Origin of the sequence: Bacillus sp. FSL W8-0629 (assembly GCF_038593225.1) — a bacterium.
Classification (GTDB): Bacteria; Bacillota; Bacilli; order Bacillales; family Bacillaceae; genus Bacillus; species Bacillus altitudinis.
The window spans coordinates 2,741,986-2,764,893 of record NZ_CP151975.1; the positions used below are offsets into that span (position 1 = coordinate 2,741,986).

Below are 22,908 nucleotides of genomic sequence, written 5' to 3' on the forward strand. Positions count from 1 at the left end.
ATTCCGATAAAATAGTGTTGAATCATCACTTTTCTACATAATGGAGGTTTATATGACGTTACCTACGTTCAAGTACAACCCAGACCCAGTTTCATTACATGTGATTAAAAAAGAGCAGACGATATGCCCCGTTTGTGAGAAAGAACGAGATTATGTATATCATGGTCCTTTTTATTCTGTTGAAGACGTTTCTGGCATTTGTCCTTGGTGCATTAAAGATGGATCAGCTGCTCAAACATATAATGGAATGTTTCAAGACGATGTGAGTTGTGATGACGTCGATCATGAAGAATATATAGATGAACTGATCTACAGAACGCCGGGTTACCGCGGATGGCAGCAGGAATATTGGTTAAGCCATTGCGGGGATTTTTGCGCGATTGTGCAGTATGTTGGATGGAAAGAGATTGAGCATTTAGAGGAAGAACTCTCAGAGGATATTGAAGAGATTTGCAGTGGTGGACATTTCACAAAAGAGAACCTGAAACAATGGCTCGTGAACGGAGGAGACTTACAAGGCTACCTCTTTCAATGCGTTCACTGCAAAAAGCATCGTTTACATATTGATGCTAGTTGATCATGTCAAAAGGACCTTTATTTTAGCCCTTTTTCTTCTTTTCAGCGTGATAGAAAACCTTTGCAGACTAGGAAGGACGAGTACTGGCGCGGAGCGAATTTGACATTCGTGAGCACCAGCACGCAGGACTGACAACGAATGCGAGGGTTTGTCTACACGCTGAAAGGACCCTTCAGCAGGTCCTTTTATTTTTTATATAAAATGAGCGCTGAAAAACAGTAGAGCTGCTCTCCTCCTAGCTCACAGATCACCGCCACATTGTATTTGATGTCAATAATTTGGTCGTCGTCCATTCCTTTTAAAAAAAGATTGATTTCGCTTTGCAGATCTTTCTCGTGTTCTTCATCAAATACAGCTACCTTCAGCACATATGCCACTCTCCCTTCTCTTGCTACTCTATTTTTATGCAAATAGAGACGGACATATGAACAAAAAAAGCCTTCCATCTTGTCGATGAAAGGACTTCTTTTTACAGCTTCGGTTTTGTTTCTCCTGTCCATGCAAGCATGCCGCCAACGACATTGGTTGCTTGATAGCCTTGGTCTTCTAAGAAATAGCAGACATTCTCACTGCGTTTACCAGAACGGCAAATAATATAATACTCTTGCGTCTTATCAAACGCATCTAGCTTCTCAGGAATATCGCCCATTCGAATATGGACTGCCTCTGGAATCATGCCTTCTGCTACCTCTTCATCCTCACGCACATCGACGAGTTGAATGGCTTCTTCTTGCTCTAGCTTTTGCTTTAATTCTTCTATTGAAATTTCTTTTACTGACACGACTCTCATCTCTCCTTTTATTCACGGTGACACCATTATAGCAAATCATACACATCACTGCGTATTCACCCGCTTGGATTGAAGGAAAGACGGGAATCGTTTCTTCACATCAACTGCCGGCTGCTCGCTTTCAAACTCTATCTTTTTAAACACTTGATAGGCCAGCCACATGTGGCCATATGCGAGAATGCTGATGCTAAAAAACGGCACGATCCCTGGCAAATAAGCAAATAAGATAAAGAGAACAGCCGAGAAAACGAGCATAGAGAGCGTATATTGCAAATACGAGATGCCAAGCAGAAGGGAAAATTTCAAATAAAGACGCTTTTTCCAATCATAATGAGCCAGCAGCGGAAAGATATAAAACAAGCTGACAATAAACAGAAAACCAAAGATATAGATCGCAAAGCGAAGCACGTGTAAAAACCAACTCGTTGGATAAATATAAGCAAGGTCTACATAAATAATTGTCCCGATGATGACCAGCACCACTCCAATGACATTAGAGCGTACAAATTCTTCGCGGTATACTTTCCAAAAGGTTTGAAAGACGCTGACTTGCTCATGCCCTTGTATCCACTTTCTCATCACAGAAAATAACGCTGTTGTTGCAGGCATGAAGCCAAAGATTCCAAGCCCAAGTAAAGTGAACAAAAGCCATAACAAATTCGTATAGGCAAGTCTCATCACCCACTCACACATGCGCAACATTCTGCTCATTGATCCATCATGATCCATCTCTCTTCCCTCCTCTCTTTCTCGTTACACCGTCTCTTTTTGAAACAATTCTTCTATTTCAATCGGACGTTTTTCTGCAACTGAGCGCCACATGCCTTCGCCAAGTGCAATGGAATAAGCTCCCGCCTCTGCTCCTGCCGAAATGTCATAAGGAATGAGCGGATCTTTTCCTAAAAATAAATCTGCTAATAATAGCGGATCTCCGCCTCCATGACCACCTGATTGTTTCACAACTTCAATCGTTTCTTTTCCACCAAACATCGGGTAGTATGCAATTGTCTGTTCAGGGAATTGAAAAGGGATTCTCGATGGCACATGAAACTCATTTGTTTCAATCCGTCCCTTCGTCCCGTTAATCGCAAGCCGGTAGCCCTCATATGGCGCTGAAAATTGAATCGAGTAACTTAACAAAGCCCCCTGATCATAAGCCACTGACGCCACATACGTATCCTCAATATCAATTTCTTGATCAAAAATACAGGCATCCGGGCGATAATTTGAGTATTGCTTTGACTGCTGCTCACCCGATTCAATATGGTCATCCTCCACCTTTGTGCGCTCTACCCGCGGATTCCACCTTGCTTCATAATGACAGATATCTCTTACATGACAGGTTCCACAATATCGATTCTCTTCACCCTGCAAAGGATTCCAAGGACTTTCATCCCCATAATAATTCAGTGCGCCATAGGCAAATACTTGCTTCGGCTTTTGATCAATCCACCAGTTGACCAAGTCAAAGTGATGGGTCGATTTATGAATAGACAGACCGCCTGAATATTGACGCGAGCGGTTCCACCTTTTAAAATAACTGGCTCCGTGATACGTATCAATGAGCCAGCTTAACTCAACAGACGTGACCCTTCCAATCTTTCCATCTAAAATGAGCTCTTTTATCTTTCGATGGAATGGATTGTAGCGATAATTAAAGGTGACGGTGACCTTCCCTTTGCTTTCTGCCTCTTTTTCCATCACCTGTTTGGCGTCTTTTGCTGTTGTGACCATCGGCTTTTCCGTTATGACATCCAGATCATGATCCAGTGCCTGCAGGATATATGTGACATGTGTATCATCTCGCCCCGCCACAATGACGATATCTGGTCTTGCTTCCTTCACCATCTGACCAAATGCATCCTCATGAAAAAATGAGACGCCCCTTAGTGATGGAAAACGCTCCTGACAAAGTGTATATCGCTTCTCATCTACATCTAAGAGCCCTGTAATCCTGTAATGCTCGTTGAAATCCTCGGTGAGCGGTTTGATAAACATATTGAAAGCACGGTGACTGAGCCCGCAAACAGCGACCCTTTTCACATTCCCCCACCCCTTTTTCTATTGGTTTTCACGAAGCTGTTTCATGAGAGACAGTGCCTCTTTAGATTTCTCCGCATACACAGGAATAAAGGCGACCATATCTCGGTGTAATCGAAAGGTATAGCCATTTAGCTGCTTTGTTCCTTTCTTGATTTGGACCGCATAATCGACTGTATTTCCCGTCTTTGCATCTTCCACCGTATATGGTCCTGCCCCTTCGCCATCTACCCGCATCTCTTCAAGCAGCTGAAAGCTTTCAGGATCATCATACGTTCTAAACATTTCTTCTGGGACAAACATTACGTCCCCCTCTTTTGCAGTAATTTCAACAAGAAGTTTTTCAGGAATTGCAGGGAAGATGTGAACGTCGTATGTCTCTTGATTTGGTTGAAAAGCTTTCTCCACTAATTGGTCTTTCATTGCTTTTGACATGTCAGAAAAAATAAGGACATCAATCCCCTCTGTTTTCCCCTGACAGGCGGACAAATAAAAGGCAGCGATGAAGCTGAGGAGCCATGCCGCAGCCCTTTGATGCCGCCTCATACCTTTTGAAACACAGACAGCTTTTCTAGTTCAGTTAACGCCATAATAAAAGCGCCTGCTCCATGCAAATCATTCGTGCTCCGCTCTCTACCAACGTAATAATCATAAAATCCCGCAGATGTTCCAATACAAATATCGTTCACCGTAAAATCGCCGTTGTCTTTTTCCTCCGTTTTATACTGAATCAACCCTTGATACGCTTTGACCACGTGATCAACATATCGAAGACTGACATATCCTTCATTCATGGCTTTTGCCATCGCATATATGAATAGACATGACCCTGAGCTTTCAAGCCAATTGTCGCTATGACTTCCTTTATCAATGATTTGATGCCATAGACCCGTTTCGTCGTCCTGATATTTTGCCACACTTTCCAGCATATCTGTCAGTGTGTCCTTCCACACTTTTCGTCCTTCATGTCCTTCTGGTAAATCTTCGATCATATCGGCTAACGCAAGGACATACCAGCCAAAGGATCTTGCCCAAAATTCTGGGGAACAGCCCGTCTGTTGATCAGCCCATGGCATCACTTTCCGTTCATCCCATGCGTGATAGTAAAGGCCCGTTTTTTCATCTTTGGTATGCTTTCTCATGAGATGCTCTTGATGGATGACCATGTCCACCAGCTCCGATTCTCCTGTCAACTGGGCATACTTTAAAGCAAAAGGCCCACCCATATAAAGACCATCTAGCCACATTTGATAGGCATAATTGTCTTTATGCCAAAAACCGCCCTCAGACGTGCGATTCAGCGTCCGGTAAAGCCCCCGAAGCTTTTCTGCTGCCTTCACATACCGCTTCTCTCCCGTTCTTTCAATCAGCGGGAATAAAATGAGCCCTGCTTGAATGGCATCAAGCTCGTCTCTGCGGAATAATAGATTCCCATGGTCATCAATGAGTGAGTCAGCATAATTTTTCACATAATCAAAGTACGCCTCGTTTTCTGTTGCTTCGTAAAGCTTCATCACTCCGCAAAGGAAAACTCCTTGATGATAGTGCCACCTTCCAGCTGGCGGAAGTTCAATCGGTGTATACGCTTTCATTATTGTTTGTGCTAATTTCTCTGCATGCTCAAGCGGTGATCCCTTTTCAATCGATAATGTCATTGGTCTTCATCTCCCCTTTTAATAAATCCCTTCTTCTCCAAACTTCTTCGCTAAACGGTTCGCCATCATAACCAAAATAAGTCCAACGGCTGCTTTAAATAAACCAACAGCGGTACTATAGCTGAATTGTCCTTGCTTCAGACCAGCTGTATACACATACGTATCAAAAATCTCTGCGACTTCCCTGTTGGTCGCATTGAGTAATAAATAGACATGTTCAAATCCAAGCTCTAATGTATCACCGATTTTTAAAATGAGTAGTACAACAATGACACTTTTAATCGCAGGAAGGGTGATGTGCCACATTTGTCTGAGTCTGCCGGCTCCATCCATTTTTGCTGCTTCATATAGCTGCGGATCTACTGCTGTAATCGCCGCAAGATAAATAATGGTTGACCAACCCGCTTCTCTCCAGATTACCTGCAAAATGTACATGGGTCTAAACCATTCTTGACTAAGAAGGAAGTTAATCTTTTCTCCTCCGAAGAAAGCAATCAATTCATTGATTAACCCGCCATCTACCGTTAACAAAACAAAAGATAAGGACACGACAATCACCCATGACATGAAGTGAGGAATATAAATCATTGTCTGAACAAATTTCTTAAACAGTGCCAATCTGACCTCGTTTAAAAGAAGGGCTAATAAGATTGGAATCGGAAAGAAAATCACGACATTCATGGCAAATAAAATGAGCGTATTTTTTAATAAAATGAAAAATGTTGGTTCTGTAAATAAGCGAATAAAGTGTTTGAAGCCAACCCACTCACTGCCAAGAATTCCGAGAAACGGCTGGTAATCTTGAAAGGCAATGATCAGCCCCCACATAGGGACATATTTAAAGACAAGAAAATAAAGGAGCCCTGGCAAAATCATTAAATACAGAAATTTTTGACTAAGTAATTGGTTAAGTAAGCGCTTTCTCTTTTCTTTTTTCAAAGCTGCCGCAGGCACACCCTTGGCAGTGACATCCTGTGTTTTCACAGATAAAGCCTCCCCTCATGCTGATGCATGTGTTAACTGTATCTTAAGGATGAAAAATCCGTCTACAATCATATCATCAGATCATATTTACTCAGGGGAAGCTACTCAAAACGTTACATAAAACATAAGAAAATGATCCTAATCTCAGAAAATGATTATTGACAAACCTACCAGATTTTTGGATTAATAAACTAAGGGGAAAAGATTGTTTCGTTTGAAATGGGGGGTTTTATGAAAAGAAAGCAGTATAAATTTTATTACAAGCTGGTGACGTTTTTTTTCGTGCTTAGTACAATTCCTGTTATTATTGTCGGTATTTTTTCTTATCAGCATTCGCAAAAAACTGCACTCGAAAATATTTCAAATGAAAAGCTGGACAGCGTCAAACAAACGCAATCCAATATTGAGCATATTCTAAAGACAGTAGATCATTCTCTCACTCACTATGTCAGTTCGCCGCCTCTCCTTCAAACACTGGCAGAACCTTTAAATCCAGACCAATTCCAACTTTATAATCAAGTCCAGCAAGAACTGAATTACCTGCAAACCTTCGACACCGATCTCTCCAATATTACACTTGTTAGTAAAATGGAAGATTGGTATATGAACAATTCTGGTCTTTATCATGTCTCAAACGGAGATCAAGAGAAAGCGTTAACCTCTTACCTCAATATTCCGAGTCATTCCAGCTGGGCACTTGAAGAAAATAATCCACTTGTCTCAACAAAAGAAGGAAAGACATCCTTTTGCAAATACAATGTGAATTTAATCAAGCAGCTTCCGATGAACAGTGTCCAAAAGAAGGGGATCGCCGTCGCCAGCATTCCAAGCTGCGTGATTGCTGACAACATGCCTGACTTCTCTCAATCTGATAGTATGTTTGTCATTGATACAAACGGAAAAGTACTGCTACATAATCGAAAAGAACAAATTGGTGACTCGTTAAAAAATCAAGATTTCGTCAAACATGTCCTGTCACTTGAAGAACGATCCGGACAATTTGATATGAAAATCGATGAACTAAACTATCAAATTACGTTTCAAAAATCAGATTATAACGAATGGACATACTTATCCTTTGTCTCCATTCCAGAACTAAAGCAGCAAACGAAATCAATCGGGTGGATCACCTTTATTATTTGCTTTATTTTGTTAGCGCTTTCATTATTATTTTCATGGTTTGGCTCTAGACACTTTTATAAACCGATTCGCTTATTATACGAATCCTTTGCACGTAATGAGTCGTTTTTGCATAAACAGCCTTTCCAAAATGAATTTGAGCTCATCGAATCGAGCATTAAACAAATGAAAGATCAAAACAATGATCTAGAGGAACGGATTGAACAGCAAGTGACCCACTTACAGCAATACTTTATGGTGCGGCTGCTGCTTGGCAAACTGACGGAAGAAGAGATTCACAACCGATTTCAAAGTCTAGGCTTTCCTCGTGACTGGTCCCATTTGTCCATGCTTGTAACCCAAATCGATACACTAAAAGGAACGCCGTATGAAAAAAAGGATGCAGACTTGCTTTTATTTGCGATAAACGGACTGATTGAGCAGATTATTCCGCTAGAGGAGCACCTTCAGCCGACCGTTGTCAATCAGCATCAAACGACGATTGTTCTCAATCAATCGAAGTCAGAAGAGGAATTTACTGAATATTTAAATCAATTAGCCGAAACAATTCAGCAGCGGATTGAGGAAGAGCTGGGCTTATCGATCAGCATTGGGATCAGTCGCTCATTTAAAGAGCTCTCTATGGCCAAACATGCTTATATTGAGGGAAAAGAAGCCTTAAAATATAGGCTCAAGGCAGAGAAAAAATCCATTCTTTTATACGAGCATATTCAGCAAGGAAAGACGTTTAAGACTCACTTCCCAAAACAGCTGCAGCATGATTTATTTGATGCCATTAAAGCAGGCGATCAAGGCAAGGCAGATCACTATTTACATGTGCTTCTGCAATCCATTTTTTCTAAAAATGCTGGACCACATGAGTACCAGATTGCTCTCGCTCGTTTTTTAAACAATCTCATCGAGCTGATGCATTTGCTAGGCATTGAATTGTTTGAAGTCGAAGATAATAAAATGCTCTATGATACGATCTTTGAGTTTAAAACGTTTGAAGATACAGAAGCGTGGCTGAAACATGAGATCATTCGACCCATCATTGATCAGCTCGGCGCACGTGAAGACTCTCAATATAAAAATATCTCAGAGAAAATCATTCATATCATTCATCAAGAATTTGACTCAGATCTGACATTGGACGAAATCGCTACACGCCTGCACTATAACCCAAATTATTTAAGCAGTATTTTTAGAAAAGAAATGGATATCTCCTTTAGTGAATATCTCTCGTCTTACAGACATCATGTCGCCAAAAACTGGTTGGTGGAAACGGATATGTCGGTGAAAGAAATTTCGGAAAAGCTAAAATATAAAAATCCGCAAAATTTCATCCGCTCCTTTAAAAAGCTGGAAGGCACGACACCTGGGAAATACCGTGATCAGAAAAAAGGCACATAAAGCAAAGTCCCGCTCTCACAAAAAGCGGGACTTTTTTATTTAAACTGTTCATTTAGAATGCTGTCTTCTAGCACTGAAAGCGGCTCTCCATACACTCGTTCAATATGGGCTGCCCCCCAATCACATAACGCATTCAAAATTCGCTCAAGTGACTGTCCGTATTCACTTAATTCATACTCCACTTTAGGCGGCACTTGTTCATATACAATGCGGTTAATCACACCGTCATTTTCAAGCTCTCTCAGCTGCTGTGTGAGCATTTTTTGCGTGATATTTGGCATGAGGCGCTTCAGTTCACTCGTCCGCTTTTTCCCATGTGTTAAATGACATAAGATGACACACTTCCATTTCCCGCCGATCACTTCAAGCGTTGCCTCCACAGAGATATTATATTTCTTCTTTTCCAACGTCGCTTCACTCCTTTTGATGCTGAACAGGCACTTTTTAGTACCTATATTACAAAAAAGTACGTACTTTTTTTTCTGTCATCTATGTTAGATAATAACTCTTGCCGATCGGCTTCGTCTATTAAAATGTCATGAAAGAAGGATGTGAATCACTATGCAAAACAAACAAAATCACTTTGCCCTTCTCGCACTAGCGATTAGTGCATTTGCTATAGGTACAACTGAATTTATCTCTGTAGGTCTCCTACCGATGATCTCAGAGGACTTTGGCGTGAGTGTCAGTCAGGCCGGCTGGACCGTTTCTTTATATGCGCTCGGTGTTACCTTTGGCGCACCAATTCTAACCTCCCTGACTTCCGCTATGAACAAAAAGACATTGCTTTTGCTCATTATGCTCGTCTTTTTGATCGGAAATACACTCGCCACGATTGCCCCGACCTTTTCTGTACTGTTAATCGGACGAGTGATTTCAGCCCTATCACATGGCGTATTTATGTCGATTGGCTCGACAATTGCCGCAAGCCTTGTAATGAAAGAAAAGCGGGCAAGCGCTATTGCCTTTATGTTCACTGGTTTAACAGTCGCTACTGTGACCGGTGTGCCATTCGGTACGTTTCTTGGTCATGAGCTCGGCTGGCGGACGTCATTTGGTGTGATTGTCATGATTGGCCTAATCGCACTGATTTCTAACTATTTCCTTGTTCCGTCTCAATTGAAACAGGGCGTGAAAACAACGTTTAAGGATCAAGCAGCCTTATTAAAGACGAAAAGAATTTTGCTTTTATTTGTCATTACTGCTACAGGGTATGGAGGAACTTTTGTCGTCTTCACCTATTTATCCCCTCTCTTGCAGCATGTGACAGGTCTTGCGCCTGAAACAGTTGCCTTGATCCTGCTGTTATACGGGATGACCATCGCCGCTGGGAATGTCATTGGCGGAAAAGCAGCGAATAAACAGCCAATGAAGGCACTGATTTATATGTTTATCATTCAAAGTCTCATCTTGTTTATCCTTAGCTTTACTGCTGGATTTATGACACTCGGGATTGGAACTGTGATGCTGATGGGACTGTTTGCTTTCATGAATGTACCCGGCCTTCAAGTTGCCGTCGTTGATTTTGCAGAAAGGTATACACCTGGAGCTGTCGATGTTGCTTCCGCTCTGAATATCGCTGCCTTTAATGCAGGTATCGCCATTGGTTCATTTTTAGGCGGTATCGTGACAGATACCCTTGGGCTTGTGCATACCGGCTGGGTTGGCGGCATCATGGTGCTCATGGCGGCCATACTCACGATGGTGAGTCATCAAATCGAACAAAAAGAATACAAACAAACCATTTAAAGGAGTCTTTCATATGAACGATTTACAAAGTACAAAAACATTAAACAACGGCGTCCGCATGCCAGGATTTGGTCTTGGGGTCTTTCAGGTTGAAGAGGGAACGGAATTAATTGAAGCTGTTAAAACAGCCATTCAATTAGGATATCGCAGTATTGATACAGCTTCTATTTACGGCAATGAAGAAGGTGTTGGACGAGGCATACAACTTGGTCTAGCAGAAACAGGCCTTCGCCGCGAAGACATCTTTGTGACATCCAAAGTGTGGAATGCCGATTTAGGATATGAAGCGACACTAAAAGCATACGAAGACAGCCTGAAAAAACTTCAGCTTGATTACCTTGATCTGTATTTAATTCACTGGCCAGTTGAAGGGAAATACAAGGAAGCATGGCGCGCGCTTGAAACGCTGTACCGTGAAGGAAAAGTTAGAGCCATCGGTGTAAGTAACTTCCAGCCGCATCATCTAGATGAATTATTGAAAGATGCGGACATCATTCCAGCGATTAATCAAGTCGAGTTTCATCCAAAACTCACGCAGGAAACGCTGTTTACGTATTTGAAAACACATGGCATCCAAATGGAAGCCTGGTCACCACTTATGCAGGGAGAGCTGCTGCATCACCCGCTGATCACGGAGCTTGCGGGCACATACAGCAAAACACCTGCTCAAATTATTTTGCGCTGGGATGTGCAAAAAGGCGTCATTACGATTCCTAAATCAACGAAAGCCCATCGTTTAAAAGAAAATGCCGATATTTTCGATTTTGTCCTATCTGATGAGGATATGAAACGCCTGTCTGCCTTAAATGAAAATAAACGAATTGGTCCTGTTCCAGACAACTTCGACTTTTAATGAAAACACCCCCGCTTTTTACTAAGCGGGGGTCTTCATGTTCATTATTTTGATTTTTTAAAGGAAGCTTCATATTCTTCTATGATTTTATTTCCACCATTTGATTTCCACTTCTCTACATCTTTCTTAAATTGTTCTTCGTTGATATCACCAAGAATGAACTTATAGGTTGCATCATCGATGATTTTCTTCAATTCATTTCCTCGCTCTGATGCCGTTTCTGAATACAGGCTTTCAGCAGGGTTAGCGACAATGATGTTTTTATTGTCTTCTTCTAGCTCTTCATATTTTGTACGAACTGCATCGCCTTTATTTTTCAAGTAACGTTTATCAATCCCTACGAGGCTGACAAGCGGCTGTACATCTGTCTGCCAGCTTTTCACTTGGCTTTCTTCCCTCACAAATGTATTTCCATCTTGTTTGTTATAGTGCTTTCCATCAATCCCATACGTCATGAGACCATACACGTCTTCTTCTGCAATGCGGTCAAAGAAAGCCAAAATTCTCTTTAACTCTGCTTCTGATTTGACGCTTGTTTTAGGGAAGGCGAAGATGCCATTATGGCCGCCTGATGCCCATACACGTTCTTTGCCATCTGGGCCTTTGATTCGGTTGATAATATCCACTTCCATGTTCTTATCTGTTGCATCATCTCTTAAGTTCACTGCATCTACCATATTTCCAACATAGATACCCGCTTTTCCTTGTGAGAACAATTCTTGCTGCTGCGTTTTGCTTGTGACTGGGAAGTCTTTGTTTATATAGCCATTGTCACGCAGCTTTTTCATATATTTCATTGTATTCATATATTCATCTGTCATAAAGTCTGGCGTAAATTTGCCATTTTCTTCTTTCCAATCTGTTGGCATTCCTTCATAAGAACCGAGCGTTTTAAATGCACCGTAAATCAAATCGTTACGGTCTGTAAAACCAATTGTATCGTCCTTACCATTTTTGTTCGGATCTTTTTCAGTAAATGCCTTGGCTACTTCATAAAGGTCATCCAGCGTTTTAGGTGTATCCAAATTTAAATTTTCAAGCCAATCCTTTCGAATGACAATCCCTTGTCTTGAAAGTGGTCTCTCTCTATAAATGCCATAAAGCTTCCCATCGATAGAGGCATTTTTATTAATCAGTTCGTTCATCTTACTTAAATTTGGATAATCCTTTAAGTATGGACCGATTTCCCAGAACATGCCTGATCTGAACGCATTGATAGCAGATGAATTCTTAATGTCTTGAATCGTCACAATTTGCGGGAGGTTCCCTGCGGCAAGTGCTGAATTTAAACGATCTTCTTTCACCGCATCAGGCACCCACGTTATATCAAGCTCTGTATTTGTGAGCTTCTCAATCTCTTCTAACACTGAATCTTTCGGCGGCTGCTGATGATACAAAATCGCCATCCATGTCAGTTTCACCTTTTTGTCTAAATCAACCTTTTCATCTGATGAGCTTGCCCCTTTACTTGAACAAGCTGACAGAATACCGCTTGCGGCAAATAACAAAACAAAGGCAATCAGCCATAATTTCTTTCTCCCCATAAGATCCCTCCGTTATTCCATCTTTTTAACCCTTTACAGAACCTAGTAATGCCCCTTTGTTGAAATGCTTTTGAATAAATGGATAGACAAGCAGAACGGGAATGGTCGCCACGACGATGACCGCCATTTTAATGGTTTGGTCTGGCGGCGGTGTTGATGAGCCCATATCTGACATATCTCCCTGCATACCGCTTGATACAATGACGATTTGTCTTAACAGGACCTGAATTGGCCATTTCACCGAATCGTTTAAATATAAAATGGCTGTCATGTACGTATTCCAATACGTCACGGCATAAAAAAGTGAAATCGTCGCAATAGCTGGCAAAGAAAGTGGCAGTACGATTTTAAAGAAGATCCCTAAATCGTTACAGCCGTCCATCTTCGCTGATTCTTCAAGGCTTGCTGGTATGTTTTGAAAGAAGTTTTTCAAAATGATCAAATTGAATGCATTGATGGCCACTGGCAGAATGAGTGACCAGTAAGTATCAAGCAGCCCAAGTGTTTTCACGACGATAAACGTCGGAATCATCCCTCCGCTAAACAGCATCGTGAAGACAACGAGAAACATGAGGGTTCTTCGGCCCTTTAGCTCCTGACGAGACAGCCCATACGCCATAAGTGAGGATAAAAACATGCTGACCGCTGTTCCAACGAGTGTCACAAGAATGGATACAATCAGGCTGCGATACACAATATCTGTAGAAAAGATATAGCGATAGGCCTCTAGAGAAAACGTCGTTGGAAACAAAATAAACTTCTTTGAGATGACCTCTTCTACTGTCGCAAAAGAGGCGGCAATGACATGGATGAACGGGAGCACACATATTAATGCGAACATGAGTAGAAAAGAGTAATTAAATACATTGAACAATCGGCCTTTAATAGAACGATCTATGTTCATCACGCCCTTCCTTTGTAAGCGTTATCATTTTGTCTGAACATAAGCTGCAGCCTTTGACGATATCGTGATTAAAATGTAACAAACGGGGGAAGAAAGCGTCTATAATCATCATGACAGACCACAGAGATGATCATGCCATTCGTGCTTTTAGCCTCATCAATGAAAAGAAAAAGATCATGAGCTAATGTCATGATTATGCCCTATGCCTGATCGTTTTCTTTCAGAATTTCTGCCGTATTGACATCTGGCCTGTAGCCTAACTCCTGCTTCGTTGACTGAGTAGACCAAGGTTTTCCTTCGTTTTCTGATACGGCATAATAAGTCCCGAATGGAACGTCCGTTTCGATGGCAGCCTTGATCATGCCGAAAAGGTCTTCATGTGAAAGAAGCGTTCGTTTCGTTCTTTTTTTAGTGTGCAATCCTTCCATCTCATCTGTCACGACGGTTCCAATTCTCAAATTGATGACAGACATACCTGTTTGATCGTGAAACAAACGCCCTAGCTGTTCGGAAGCAAATTTTAAAATGCCATACACATTTTTCGTTGCTGGTACATCATCAGTCGTAATTTCTCGCCCTAGTAAGGAGTGACCATCTTTTTCATAGCGATCTGTCACATGGTTACTGCTTGCAAAAATAACTTTTGGAATGCTTAACCTGGCCGCTGAACGAAACATATTATACGTGCTTATCCAAAACACCTCATTCATTTTTACAAACTCCTTTTCATTCATCACATCATGCGTCATGTCTATGTTTAAAAGATGAATGATCACATCTGTATCTCTTGGAATGGCTTGAAGCAACTCCTCTTCAATTGCCGCATTTGCAAAAATGACTTCTTCTACACATCTTGTTTGATCAATGATGGTCAGGTCATACTCCGAAGAGAGCTCTTTAGTTAATAAACGTCCGATGACACCACATCCGCCAATCATGGTGATTTTTTTCATCTGTTTCCTCCTTCATCTTCTATCGGAGTAGTATGTCCATGCCGTCTATTGATTACAGCCACTTTTTCAAAAAACGTGTAGCCTCGTGGCGCATAGCAGCCGTTTCAAAATGACCTGCATGTAAACCTACAAGCTGATAACGTTCCTTTAAGGAAGCAGCTTGATAGGCTTGACTTAATGTCTGTTGAATTCGTCCAACACCTTCAGCAGGTGTAAGCTGATCATGTTTTCCAACTAAGCTTAAATGCGGTCTTGGGAAAATCATTTCTTGGATGTCAGCTGCTGTAAAGTGCTTAGCTAAGCTCGGTACATAATAGTAAAAACCGTGTCTATCTAAATGATTTGTTTCAATCAATGTGTGATGATCAACCTGTGCGCAAAGATCCACACACACACTGACCCTCTCATCAAGTGCTGCCGTCCACCATGAAAGAAGGCCGCCCATTGACATCCCAAAAACAGCTAAACGCTCTGGAAGCACATCAGAGCGGGACAGCAAATAATCAATTGCACACATGCTCTCATACAGCATCATGCCCCACATCACTTTTCCTGTTAACAGCATTTCTTTGAAAATTTCACTTTCTGTTCTTCCCCTTCTTTCACCAAATCCCGCGTGATCAATCGCCAACACACTATAGCCCTTTGAAGTGAATTCTTTTGCGTATGAAGGCGCTTGCAAATAATGAGCCCCCTTCAATAACTCTTCTTTCCCATCCACATAATTCCCACCATGAGAATGCTGAAACAAGACAACAGGCCTTTTTTTCACTGTATCTTTCGGCTTCACAAAATAAGCCGGAACTTCCTCCACCCCATGAATAGAGAGAATGAGTGTTTCTACTAAGTACGATTCACGTTCCTCAATCTTTAACGTATACGCCTCCACACGATGGCGCTCCGGCATTTCCCCTAATAAACTGAGCAGTTGTTCACGTTTGCTTTCCTTTTCCATTGACGTCACTCCTCATTTTCTTGATCAACTTGTTAAATACGAGATTGATGGAGGAATTACCTTGTTTTCGACAAAATTATGTCCCGGGAAATAAACAACACCCATCGGCTGGATACCGATGGGTGCGTTCATTAGTTCGCGACAATATTGACAAGTTTTCCAGGAACTGCAATCACTTTACGGATTGTTTTCCCTTCAAGCTGTTCTTTTATCCGTGCATCATTTTTCGCAAGCTCTTCTAGCTGCTCTTTTGTTGCATCAGCAGGAACCGTTAATTTTGCTTTCACTTTTCCATTTAACTGTACGACAATTTCCACTTCATCATCGACAAGTTTTGACTCATCATATTGCGGCCATGCTTCATAAGAAATAGACCCTTCATGACCAAGTTTATTCCAAAGCTCTTCCGCTACATGCGGTGCAATCGGAGAAAGAAGTTTCACAAATCCTTCTGCATATTCTTTCGGCAGTGTGTCAGCCTTGTATGCATCGTTGATGAACACCATTAATTGTGAAATCCCAGTATTGAAACGTAAGCCTTCATAATGATCCGTTACCTTCATGACGGTTTCATGGTAGCTGCGCTCTAATGCGCCGCCAGATTGCTCTGTCACTTTATCACTGATGGAGCCATCTTCATTTGTAAACAGACGCCATACACGATCTAGGAAACGACGAGCACCATCAAGACCTGTTTCAGACCAAGCAATCGACGCATCTAAAGGTCCCATGAACATTTCGTACAGTCTTAATGTATCTGCACCATGAGATTCTACGATATCATCTGGGTTGACAACATTCCCTTTTGATTTACTCATTTTTTCATTATTTTCACCAAGAATCATTCCTTGGTTGAACAATTTCATGAACGGTTCTTTTGTTGGAACAACACCAATATCATACAAGAATTTATGCCAGAATCGTGCATATAGCAGATGAAGCACAGCATGTTCTGCTCCACCAATATACACATCAACCGGAAGCCATTTCTTCAGCTTTTCAGGCGATGCAAGTTCTTCTGTGTTATGTGGATCAATATAACGTAAGAAGTACCAGCAGCTACCTGCCCATTGTGGCATCGTATTGGTTTCACGGCGTCCTTTTTTACCTGTCACTGGATCGACGACCTCTACCCAATCTTTAATATTCGCTAAAGGTGATTCACCTGTTCCGCTTGGCTTAATCTCAGTCGTCTTAGGCAAAATCAGTGGAAGCTCTTCTTCTGAAACAGCTGAAGATGTTCCGTCCTCCCAATGAATAATTGGAATTGGCTCTCCCCAGTAACGCTGACGGCTGAACAGCCAGTCTCTTAAACGATAAGTGACTTTCTTTTCACCTTTTTGATGTTCTTCCAGCCATGCAATCGCTTTTTCAATTGCTTCTTCTTTCCCTAAGCCGTTTAAGAAATCAGAGTTGATGTGCTTTCCATCACCTGTGTAGGCTTCTTTGTCAATGTCTCCACCTTCGACAACCTCTTTGATTGGAAGATCGAATGTTTTGGCGAATTCATAATCACGTTCATCATGAGCAGGAACTGCCATGATCGCTCCAGTGCCATATGTGGCTAACACATAATCTGCAATCCAGATCGGCATCTTTTCCCCATTCAATGGATTGATGGCATAAGCACCTGTGAAAATGCCCGTTTTCGTTTTAGCAAGATCTGTTCGCTCTAAGTCACTCTTAGACTGAATTTCTTTGATATATGCTTCAACTGCTTCTTTTTGAGCAGCTGTTGTAATTTTTTCAACTAGTGCATGCTCTGGTGCAAGAACGGCATATGTTGCACCAAATAGTGTATCAGGACGTGTTGTAAACACCGTAAACTGTTCGTCATGTCCTTCTACTTCGAAGTGAACATGTGCACCTTCAGAACGTCCAATCCAGTTGCGCTGCATGTCTTTGATGCTTTCAGGCCAATCAATGTCTTCTAAATCTTCTAACAGCCTGTCCGCATATGCTGTAATTTTTAGCATCCATTGCTTCATTGGACGTCGTTCAACAGGATGCCCTCCGCGCTCACTTTTCCCATCAATGACTTCTTCATTTGCAAGGACTGTACCGAGTGCTGGGCACCAGTTTACAGGTACTTCATCAATATACGCCAATCCTTTTTCGTACAATTTCAAGAAAATCCACTGGGTCCATTTATAATAATTCGGATCTGTCGTGTTAATTTCTCGATCCCAATCATACGAGAAGCCCAATGATTGAATTTGACGGCGGAAATTATTAATGTTCTCTTCTGTAAATGCAGCTGGATCATTTCCTGTATCCAGCGCATATTGTTCCGCTGGAAGACCAAATGCGTCCCATCCCATTGGATGAAGAACATCGTATCCCTGCATACGTTTCATACGTGATAAAATATCCGTTGCTGTGTATCCTTCAGGATGCCCTACATGAAGCCCTGCTCCTGATGGATAAGGAAACATATCTAGCGCATAAAACTTTGGTTTATCTTCCGAGTCAGATGTGGCGAATGTTTTATGTGTCAGCCAATAATCCTGCCACTTTTTTTCAATTTCCCGATGCTGAAAACTCAATGTGAAAACCTCCTTTAATATGTACGGCTTTATCTGCTCAGATGACCACTGCAAGAATTCAGATTTTTCTAAAATCAACAAAAAACCCTCATCCCTGGAAAGGGACGAGAGATTTTTTGGTTCCCGCGGTACCACCCTTGTTAGCGTCATGAACTGTTCATACGCTCACTTAATATCTTTAACGCAGACATGCGACAGAAGCTTTAACGCAACTGCAACTCTGAGGCGAGTTCAGAAGCAGATTTGATTGACTTTCACCAGCCGTCAATTCTCTAAAGACAAATACTGCTTTCCTACTACTCCTCTTCACTGTTCTTATCGTAACCGTCATCTAAGTAGTATTTTATAGAATTATGATCATAAGTGCAAGCAGGTTTGTATACAATGGGAATGTACCCTAGACTAGGGTAAAGTGAGGATATTATTCGTGTGGAGATCGGTTATGACGGTTGGAGCCTGCATCCTGTGAACGTTCTTCTCTCACAAAATCGAAGCTTCGCAGAACTGCTTCTCCTCCGTAACCTGAAATAATGGATAAGATGATCAAGTGCAGACTAGATTCGGGATTTGAGGATAAGACAAGCAGTGTAGCAGCAATCATCCCAACGAGCCAATCTTCAATAAACCCTAGATAAATAAACTTCTTTGTCATTCTGGGCTTCTCTAGCCTGCCTTTTTTCTTTACGTGACCGAGAATGCCCATGACCCCTCCAATGGCGCAAGCAATAATGACTTGTTGCAGCATTTTCATCACCTTCCTAAAGCCCTTAGAATAGTAAAGCGACTTCAGGCTGTCCAGCCCCCTGTAATGCCATTCTGCTGTTCCGTCATAATCCATGTAAAAGGTCTATTCTCTCTAACGAAGAAAAAAAGCTTGTTTCTTCCATTATATGTGAATGACCCAAAAACAATCTTGATGCATTGGAATCATTTTCACCTAATCCATATTAACTATTTTTGTCATTTTATGAATTATCCTCAAATGATTCCTTCTTTTTCTAATGAAAAGTCTCCTTACTTACTCTATTCTAATGGAGGACAAACTATGATGACAAATTTAACAAAGCGATTGCAATCATTGAAACAGAACATATGTTATGTTACGTTTAAAAAGAATTCATTTGGTTTTAAAAAAACCATCTTAAATGTCTGATAGCAGCAGCAAAGGAGGGTAATATGGTCAGCTCGAACATCTTCGGCTTGCAAAAACAGCTTGAACTCATAAAAAAAGCGCTGGATCATGCGCGGATTGGTGTTGTCATTACAGACCCTTCTTTAGAGGATAACCCTATCGTTTATGTGAATCATGGCTTTACACAAATGACTGGATATAAACCAGATGAGATTCTTGGACGTAATTGTCGATTCCTCCAAGGAAAAGACACAAATCAAGAGCAACTTGCCTTAATACGTCACGGAATTCAAAACAAAACACCTATTACCACACAGCTCAAAAATTATAAAAAAGACGGTACTTTTTTTTGGAATGAACTCAATATAGACCCTCTATACATTGAACAAGATGACAAAACATTTTTTATTGGCTTTCAAAAGGACATTACAAAGCAGAAAGAATATGAACAACTCCTAGAAGATTCCTTACAGGAAGTCACCTCTCTGTCGACGCCAATTGTCCCAATCAAAAATGGTGTTTCCGCTCTTCCACTCATCGGAAAATTATCAGAAGAACGCTTTGATGCTATCGTCGCGAAGTTAACTTGTATATTAGAAGATTCAAAGGATGATTATTTAATTGTCGATCTTTCTGGTTTAATTGATGTCGATGATTCCGTTGCAGCGCGAATTTTCAAACTGCATCACCTGCTGAACTTAACTGGAACTGAACTCATCATCACTGGGATCAAACCACAGCTTGCGATGAAAATGAAAGACTTAGATACAGACTTCCAGAATACGATCACTTATTTAACGGTAAAAGAAGCAATCAAAGGATTGCCATTAGCTGAAAACCCTGTTTAAACAGGGTTTTTTTAATTGAACCGCTCCCCAAAATGGAAAAATGAGGTATGATAGGTATAAATAGCGATATAGGGGGGCTGCCAGATGATGATGTTACTCATCATAGGTCTTTTATGTATTTGTTTCGCCATAGGATATGCCGTCAATTATTTATTACTTAAACACCAAAATCAACAAATCTTTTCAAAAAAACTCTTCTATCCTTTTTTGACCATTGGTCTTGTTTTTTCTATTATGTCATTACCGTTTGCCGGCACAGGTGCTCCGAAAGCACAAGCAGATCCATCTTCTGAACAGCTGCTGAAAGTGCAAAAACAATTAGCATCTGACATTTCTCGTCTAAAGGAAGACAAAGAAACGCTGACGGCCTCTTTAGAAGACGTGACCAAAGAAAAAGAAAAGCTATCCAAGAAATTAGAAACCATCACCTCCGAAAAGAAGACAGTCAAACAGCAAGAAAAAACCATCCATGAGCTTGAAGAGAAAATAGACAAGCTCACCTCTACAAACGAAACACTCAAAAAAGAACACCAGAAAGTAAACAAAGACACCACGTCATCGGCCCAGCGATCTGCTCCTAAAGATGATGGGTCGAATACTGGCGGTCATGAGTCACAAAAAGAAACAAAAAAAGAATCTGCCGCCTGTAATATTAAAGGAAGTGTCAACGGCATATATCACACACCGAGCAGCAGATACTACTCACGGACAAAAAACGTGACCAAAATGTTCTGCTCCGTAGAAGAAGCTGAGCGTGCAGGGTACCGGGCACCAAAGCAATAGACATCTTTTGACGATAAAAAAACCTCCTGTCAGCCCAATATAGGTACAGGAGGTTCTTCTTTAAATTTCTCTTCTTAATGCTGTTAATACATTCGTTTTTGTCGCCTTACGTGCTGGATTGAGTCCAGAAATAATGGCGACTCCTGCACTAATCACTGTTGCTGTGACCACAAGGCTTAGCGGAATATAGGAGAAGGTGATCGAGAATTGATCACTTGATCCCCCTTCAGACATGGAAGACAAAATTGCTGGAATGATTAAATTCACTGCAAAACTAACGATGTACGAGATGATAATCCCGATGATCGATCCAATCACCCCAATATAAGCACTTTCCATGAGGAACATTCGCTTAATAATGGAAGGATTCGCACCGATGGCTTTCATGATCCCAATCTCTTGTGTCCGCTCTGTTACGGCCATTGTCATCGTATTGAAAATGCCGATCGCCGAAATAATGACCGCAATACATCCAACAAAGATGAGTCCAATTTTAAAGACTGTAAAGAACATATCCATTCCTTCAAGCTGATTCGTCACAGAGATGACTTGATAGCCGTCATCTGTCAGCTTATCTGTGAGCGCACCGACATTGTCGAACTTATCAGCATAGACAGACGTCATTTTTTCGACATTTCCTGCATCAGGAGACAGATCGAGCACTTGACTAAATTCTTTTTCATAAGCATTCGGAATAAGAATTTTATGATCCTGCTGCCACTCCAAATTCGGTTTCTTCAATACACCGACGACACGGAAATCGAACGTCTTTTCTTTCACCACTTCATTTTCTTCATTCAGTTTCGGCACCTTGATTTGAATGACTTTGTTTAAAATTTCCTTCGTATAGCCTTTTGGCTCTTCCGGTGTATCTTCACCATTTGATGTCTGATTCATTTCTTTTTCATAGTCTTTTCGTTCTTTTTCCGTCCAAAGTTGTTCTGCCATTTGATACCCAACTACAATTTCATTCGCCGATGTTGGGACTTTTCCACGGTCTAGTTCAAGGCCTGCCTCTTTTTCTTCTTTCATATCTGTCAGTACAGCCTGCGTATCACTTGAGCGATTATCGAGCTCGACGTGAACCGATGGAATGATTGACGTTCTTGCAACGACAGATTTCGCATGATCATATTTCTTTAAATCGTCAACCTTGACGTCACCTTTTTCTTTGCCTAACACTTTAATTTCTGTGATAATTTGTTGTTTCATGATTTCATCTTGAGCCGATTTTTGCAGACCAAAACCAACTGACGCTAGAACGATTAAGAAAGAGCATGCCATTGTCGTTGCAAGTATGGTCATAAACACACGCAATCTATTTTTCTTCATATTTCTTCTGATGAATTTGACCTGATCTCTAAATTTCAATGGACTGATCCCCTTTCTTTAATACACCATCATGAAGCTGGAACGTTGTGTCTGCGATTGAAGCGACTTCATCGTCATGTGTAATGATGACAAATGTAATTCCTTTTTCACGATTAAGCTGCTGGATAAAGGCTAGAATTTCTCCTTCAGTTTCTGAATCCAGACTGCCTGTTGGCTCATCCGCTAAAATAATAGACGGATTAAGGATCAAGGCTCTTGCAATACTCACACGCTGCTGCTGTCCACCTGACAGTTCATTAGGATAATGTCCTGCGTGATGTTCCAGTCCAACTCGTTTCAGCATTTCCTTTACTTTCACTTTTCGCTCAGACGGCTTCACACCTTTTAAAGTGAGCGGAAGTTCAACGTTCTCATATGTTGTTAAACTCCCGATCAATTGAAAGCTTTGAAAGATAAAGCCAAAATGATCTAACCGAAAGTCTGCCCATTCCTTCTCATTAAAGCCGGTCACATTGGTGCCATCAACCATAATTTGTCCGCTTGTTGGCGTAATATATCCCGATATTAAATTCAGTAAAGTTGATTTCCCCGAACCGCTTCGTCCGACGATACATGCAATTTCGCCTCTTTTAATAGACAAGTCAATGTCTTTGAGCACAGGAATCTCGTTCTCCCTGCCCTTTTTCCCAATTTTAAACACATGATCTAACGATTGAATTTGAATCATCTCT

22 protein-coding genes and 1 other annotated feature are annotated in these 22,908 nt (G+C 41.3%); of the genes, 6 read left to right on the plus strand and 16 right to left on the minus strand.

Translation table 11 applies throughout. The features are described from left to right. Window positions 1-52 precede the first annotated feature (52 nt). Window positions 53-577, plus strand: a complete 525-nt coding sequence (locus tag NSQ17_RS14160; protein ID WP_017358334.1) for a CbrC family protein — start codon at window positions 53-55, stop codon at window positions 575-577. A gap of 185 nt (window positions 578-762) precedes the next feature. Here NSQ17_RS14160 and NSQ17_RS14165 read toward each other — a convergent pair whose 3' ends face one another. From NSQ17_RS14165 to NSQ17_RS14195, 7 genes are all read right to left on the minus strand, one after another. Next, window positions 763-945, minus strand: a complete 183-nt coding sequence (locus NSQ17_RS14165) for a sporulation protein Cse60 (protein WP_342468107.1) — start codon at window positions 943-945, stop codon at window positions 763-765. A gap of 101 nt (window positions 946-1,046) precedes the next feature. Further along, window positions 1,047-1,358, minus strand: a complete 312-nt coding sequence (locus NSQ17_RS14170; protein ID WP_017358336.1) for a rhodanese-like domain-containing protein — start codon at window positions 1,356-1,358, stop codon at window positions 1,047-1,049. 54 nt (window positions 1,359-1,412) lie between these two features. Further along, window positions 1,413-2,096, minus strand: coding sequence for a YesL family protein (locus NSQ17_RS14175; RefSeq protein ID WP_007501858.1), 684 nt, complete (start codon window positions 2,094-2,096; stop codon window positions 1,413-1,415). A gap of 24 nt (window positions 2,097-2,120) precedes the next feature. After that, window positions 2,121-3,410 (minus strand): Gfo/Idh/MocA family oxidoreductase, encoded by a 1,290-nt coding sequence (locus NSQ17_RS14180; RefSeq protein ID WP_342467538.1) that lies wholly within the window; start codon window positions 3,408-3,410, stop codon window positions 2,121-2,123. A gap of 18 nt (window positions 3,411-3,428) precedes the next feature. Then, on the minus strand, window positions 3,429-3,953 hold the full coding sequence (locus tag NSQ17_RS14185) for a hypothetical protein (RefSeq protein ID WP_025207829.1): 525 nt from the start codon (window positions 3,951-3,953) through the stop codon (window positions 3,429-3,431). Next, the gene (locus NSQ17_RS14190) at window positions 3,950-5,062 is read right to left on the minus strand and encodes a glycoside hydrolase family 105 protein (protein WP_039168377.1); all 1,113 of its coding nucleotides are present in this window, start codon (window positions 5,060-5,062) and stop codon (window positions 3,950-3,952) included. Before NSQ17_RS14190 ends, NSQ17_RS14185 begins: the two co-directional genes overlap by 4 nt. 18 nt (window positions 5,063-5,080) lie before the next feature. Further along, window positions 5,081-6,046, minus strand: a complete 966-nt coding sequence (locus NSQ17_RS14195; protein ID WP_008343019.1) for a sugar ABC transporter permease — start codon at window positions 6,044-6,046, stop codon at window positions 5,081-5,083. 231 nt (window positions 6,047-6,277) lie between these two features. Here NSQ17_RS14195 and NSQ17_RS14200 point away from each other — a divergent pair, with 231 nt between their 5' ends. Then, window positions 6,278-8,578 (plus strand): helix-turn-helix domain-containing protein, encoded by a 2,301-nt coding sequence (locus tag NSQ17_RS14200; RefSeq protein WP_019743703.1) that lies wholly within the window; start codon window positions 6,278-6,280, stop codon window positions 8,576-8,578. A 35-nt stretch (window positions 8,579-8,613) separates the two neighbouring features. On the opposite strand, the gene NSQ17_RS14205 is transcribed toward NSQ17_RS14200, so the two are convergent. After that, window positions 8,614-8,985, minus strand: a complete 372-nt coding sequence (locus NSQ17_RS14205; RefSeq protein WP_008343017.1) for a helix-turn-helix domain-containing protein — start codon at window positions 8,983-8,985, stop codon at window positions 8,614-8,616. Window positions 8,986-9,139: 154 nt separating this feature from the next. On the opposite strand from NSQ17_RS14205, the gene NSQ17_RS14210 reads away from it, so the two are divergent. Beyond that, on the plus strand, window positions 9,140-10,327 hold the full coding sequence (locus NSQ17_RS14210; protein ID WP_342467539.1) for an MFS transporter: 1,188 nt from the start codon (window positions 9,140-9,142) through the stop codon (window positions 10,325-10,327). Window positions 10,328-10,340: 13 nt separating this feature from the next. Further along, window positions 10,341-11,180, plus strand: a complete 840-nt coding sequence (locus tag NSQ17_RS14215; protein ID WP_342467540.1) for an aldo/keto reductase — start codon at window positions 10,341-10,343, stop codon at window positions 11,178-11,180. A gap of 44 nt (window positions 11,181-11,224) precedes the next feature. Here the strand turns inward: NSQ17_RS14215 and NSQ17_RS14220 are convergent, their stop codons facing one another. The 6 genes from NSQ17_RS14220 to NSQ17_RS14245 form a co-directional block, all read right to left on the minus strand. Next, window positions 11,225-12,724 (minus strand): extracellular solute-binding protein, encoded by a 1,500-nt coding sequence (locus tag NSQ17_RS14220; RefSeq protein ID WP_008343015.1) that lies wholly within the window; start codon window positions 12,722-12,724, stop codon window positions 11,225-11,227. A gap of 25 nt (window positions 12,725-12,749) precedes the next feature. After that, window positions 12,750-13,610 (minus strand): carbohydrate ABC transporter permease, encoded by an 861-nt coding sequence (locus NSQ17_RS14225; RefSeq protein ID WP_098680761.1) that lies wholly within the window; start codon window positions 13,608-13,610, stop codon window positions 12,750-12,752. Window positions 13,611-13,828: 218 nt separating this feature from the next. Beyond that, entirely contained in the window at window positions 13,829-14,581 is a 753-nt protein-coding gene (locus NSQ17_RS14230; protein WP_335350661.1) for an NAD(P)-dependent oxidoreductase, read from the minus strand. Window positions 14,582-14,633: 52 nt separating this feature from the next. Continuing rightward, window positions 14,634-15,536, minus strand: coding sequence for an alpha/beta fold hydrolase (locus NSQ17_RS14235; RefSeq protein ID WP_017367887.1), 903 nt, complete (start codon window positions 15,534-15,536; stop codon window positions 14,634-14,636). A 131-nt stretch (window positions 15,537-15,667) separates the two neighbouring features. Continuing rightward, window positions 15,668-18,082 (minus strand): leucine--tRNA ligase, encoded by a 2,415-nt coding sequence (leuS, locus tag NSQ17_RS14240; RefSeq protein WP_017367888.1) that lies wholly within the window; start codon window positions 18,080-18,082, stop codon window positions 15,668-15,670. Window positions 18,083-18,179: 97 nt separating this feature from the next. After that, window positions 18,180-18,401: a binding site (T-box leader), on the minus strand. 102 nt (window positions 18,402-18,503) lie between these two features. After that, the gene (locus NSQ17_RS14245; RefSeq protein WP_008343006.1) at window positions 18,504-18,833 is read right to left on the minus strand and encodes a DUF4257 domain-containing protein; all 330 of its coding nucleotides are present in this window, start codon (window positions 18,831-18,833) and stop codon (window positions 18,504-18,506) included. 425 nt (window positions 18,834-19,258) lie between these two features. On the opposite strand from NSQ17_RS14245, the gene NSQ17_RS14250 reads away from it, so the two are divergent. Together NSQ17_RS14250 and NSQ17_RS14255 are read left to right on the plus strand one after the other, a co-directional pair. Beyond that, the gene (locus NSQ17_RS14250) at window positions 19,259-20,062 is read left to right on the plus strand and encodes an STAS domain-containing protein (protein ID WP_007501884.1); all 804 of its coding nucleotides are present in this window, start codon (window positions 19,259-19,261) and stop codon (window positions 20,060-20,062) included. Between the two features lie 84 nt (window positions 20,063-20,146). Continuing rightward, the gene (locus tag NSQ17_RS14255) at window positions 20,147-20,845 is read left to right on the plus strand and encodes a hypothetical protein (protein WP_341017242.1); all 699 of its coding nucleotides are present in this window, start codon (window positions 20,147-20,149) and stop codon (window positions 20,843-20,845) included. A gap of 60 nt (window positions 20,846-20,905) precedes the next feature. Here the strand turns inward: NSQ17_RS14255 and NSQ17_RS14260 are convergent, their stop codons facing one another. Both NSQ17_RS14260 and NSQ17_RS14265 read right to left on the minus strand, forming a co-directional pair. Then, window positions 20,906-22,216 (minus strand): ABC transporter permease, encoded by a 1,311-nt coding sequence (locus NSQ17_RS14260; protein ID WP_113747076.1) that lies wholly within the window; start codon window positions 22,214-22,216, stop codon window positions 20,906-20,908. Beyond that, on the minus strand, window positions 22,206-22,904 hold the full coding sequence (locus NSQ17_RS14265; RefSeq protein WP_007501890.1) for an ABC transporter ATP-binding protein: 699 nt from the start codon (window positions 22,902-22,904) through the stop codon (window positions 22,206-22,208). The genes NSQ17_RS14260 and NSQ17_RS14265 overlap by 11 nt, the downstream gene beginning before the upstream one ends. Window positions 22,905-22,908: the final 4 nt, after the last annotated feature.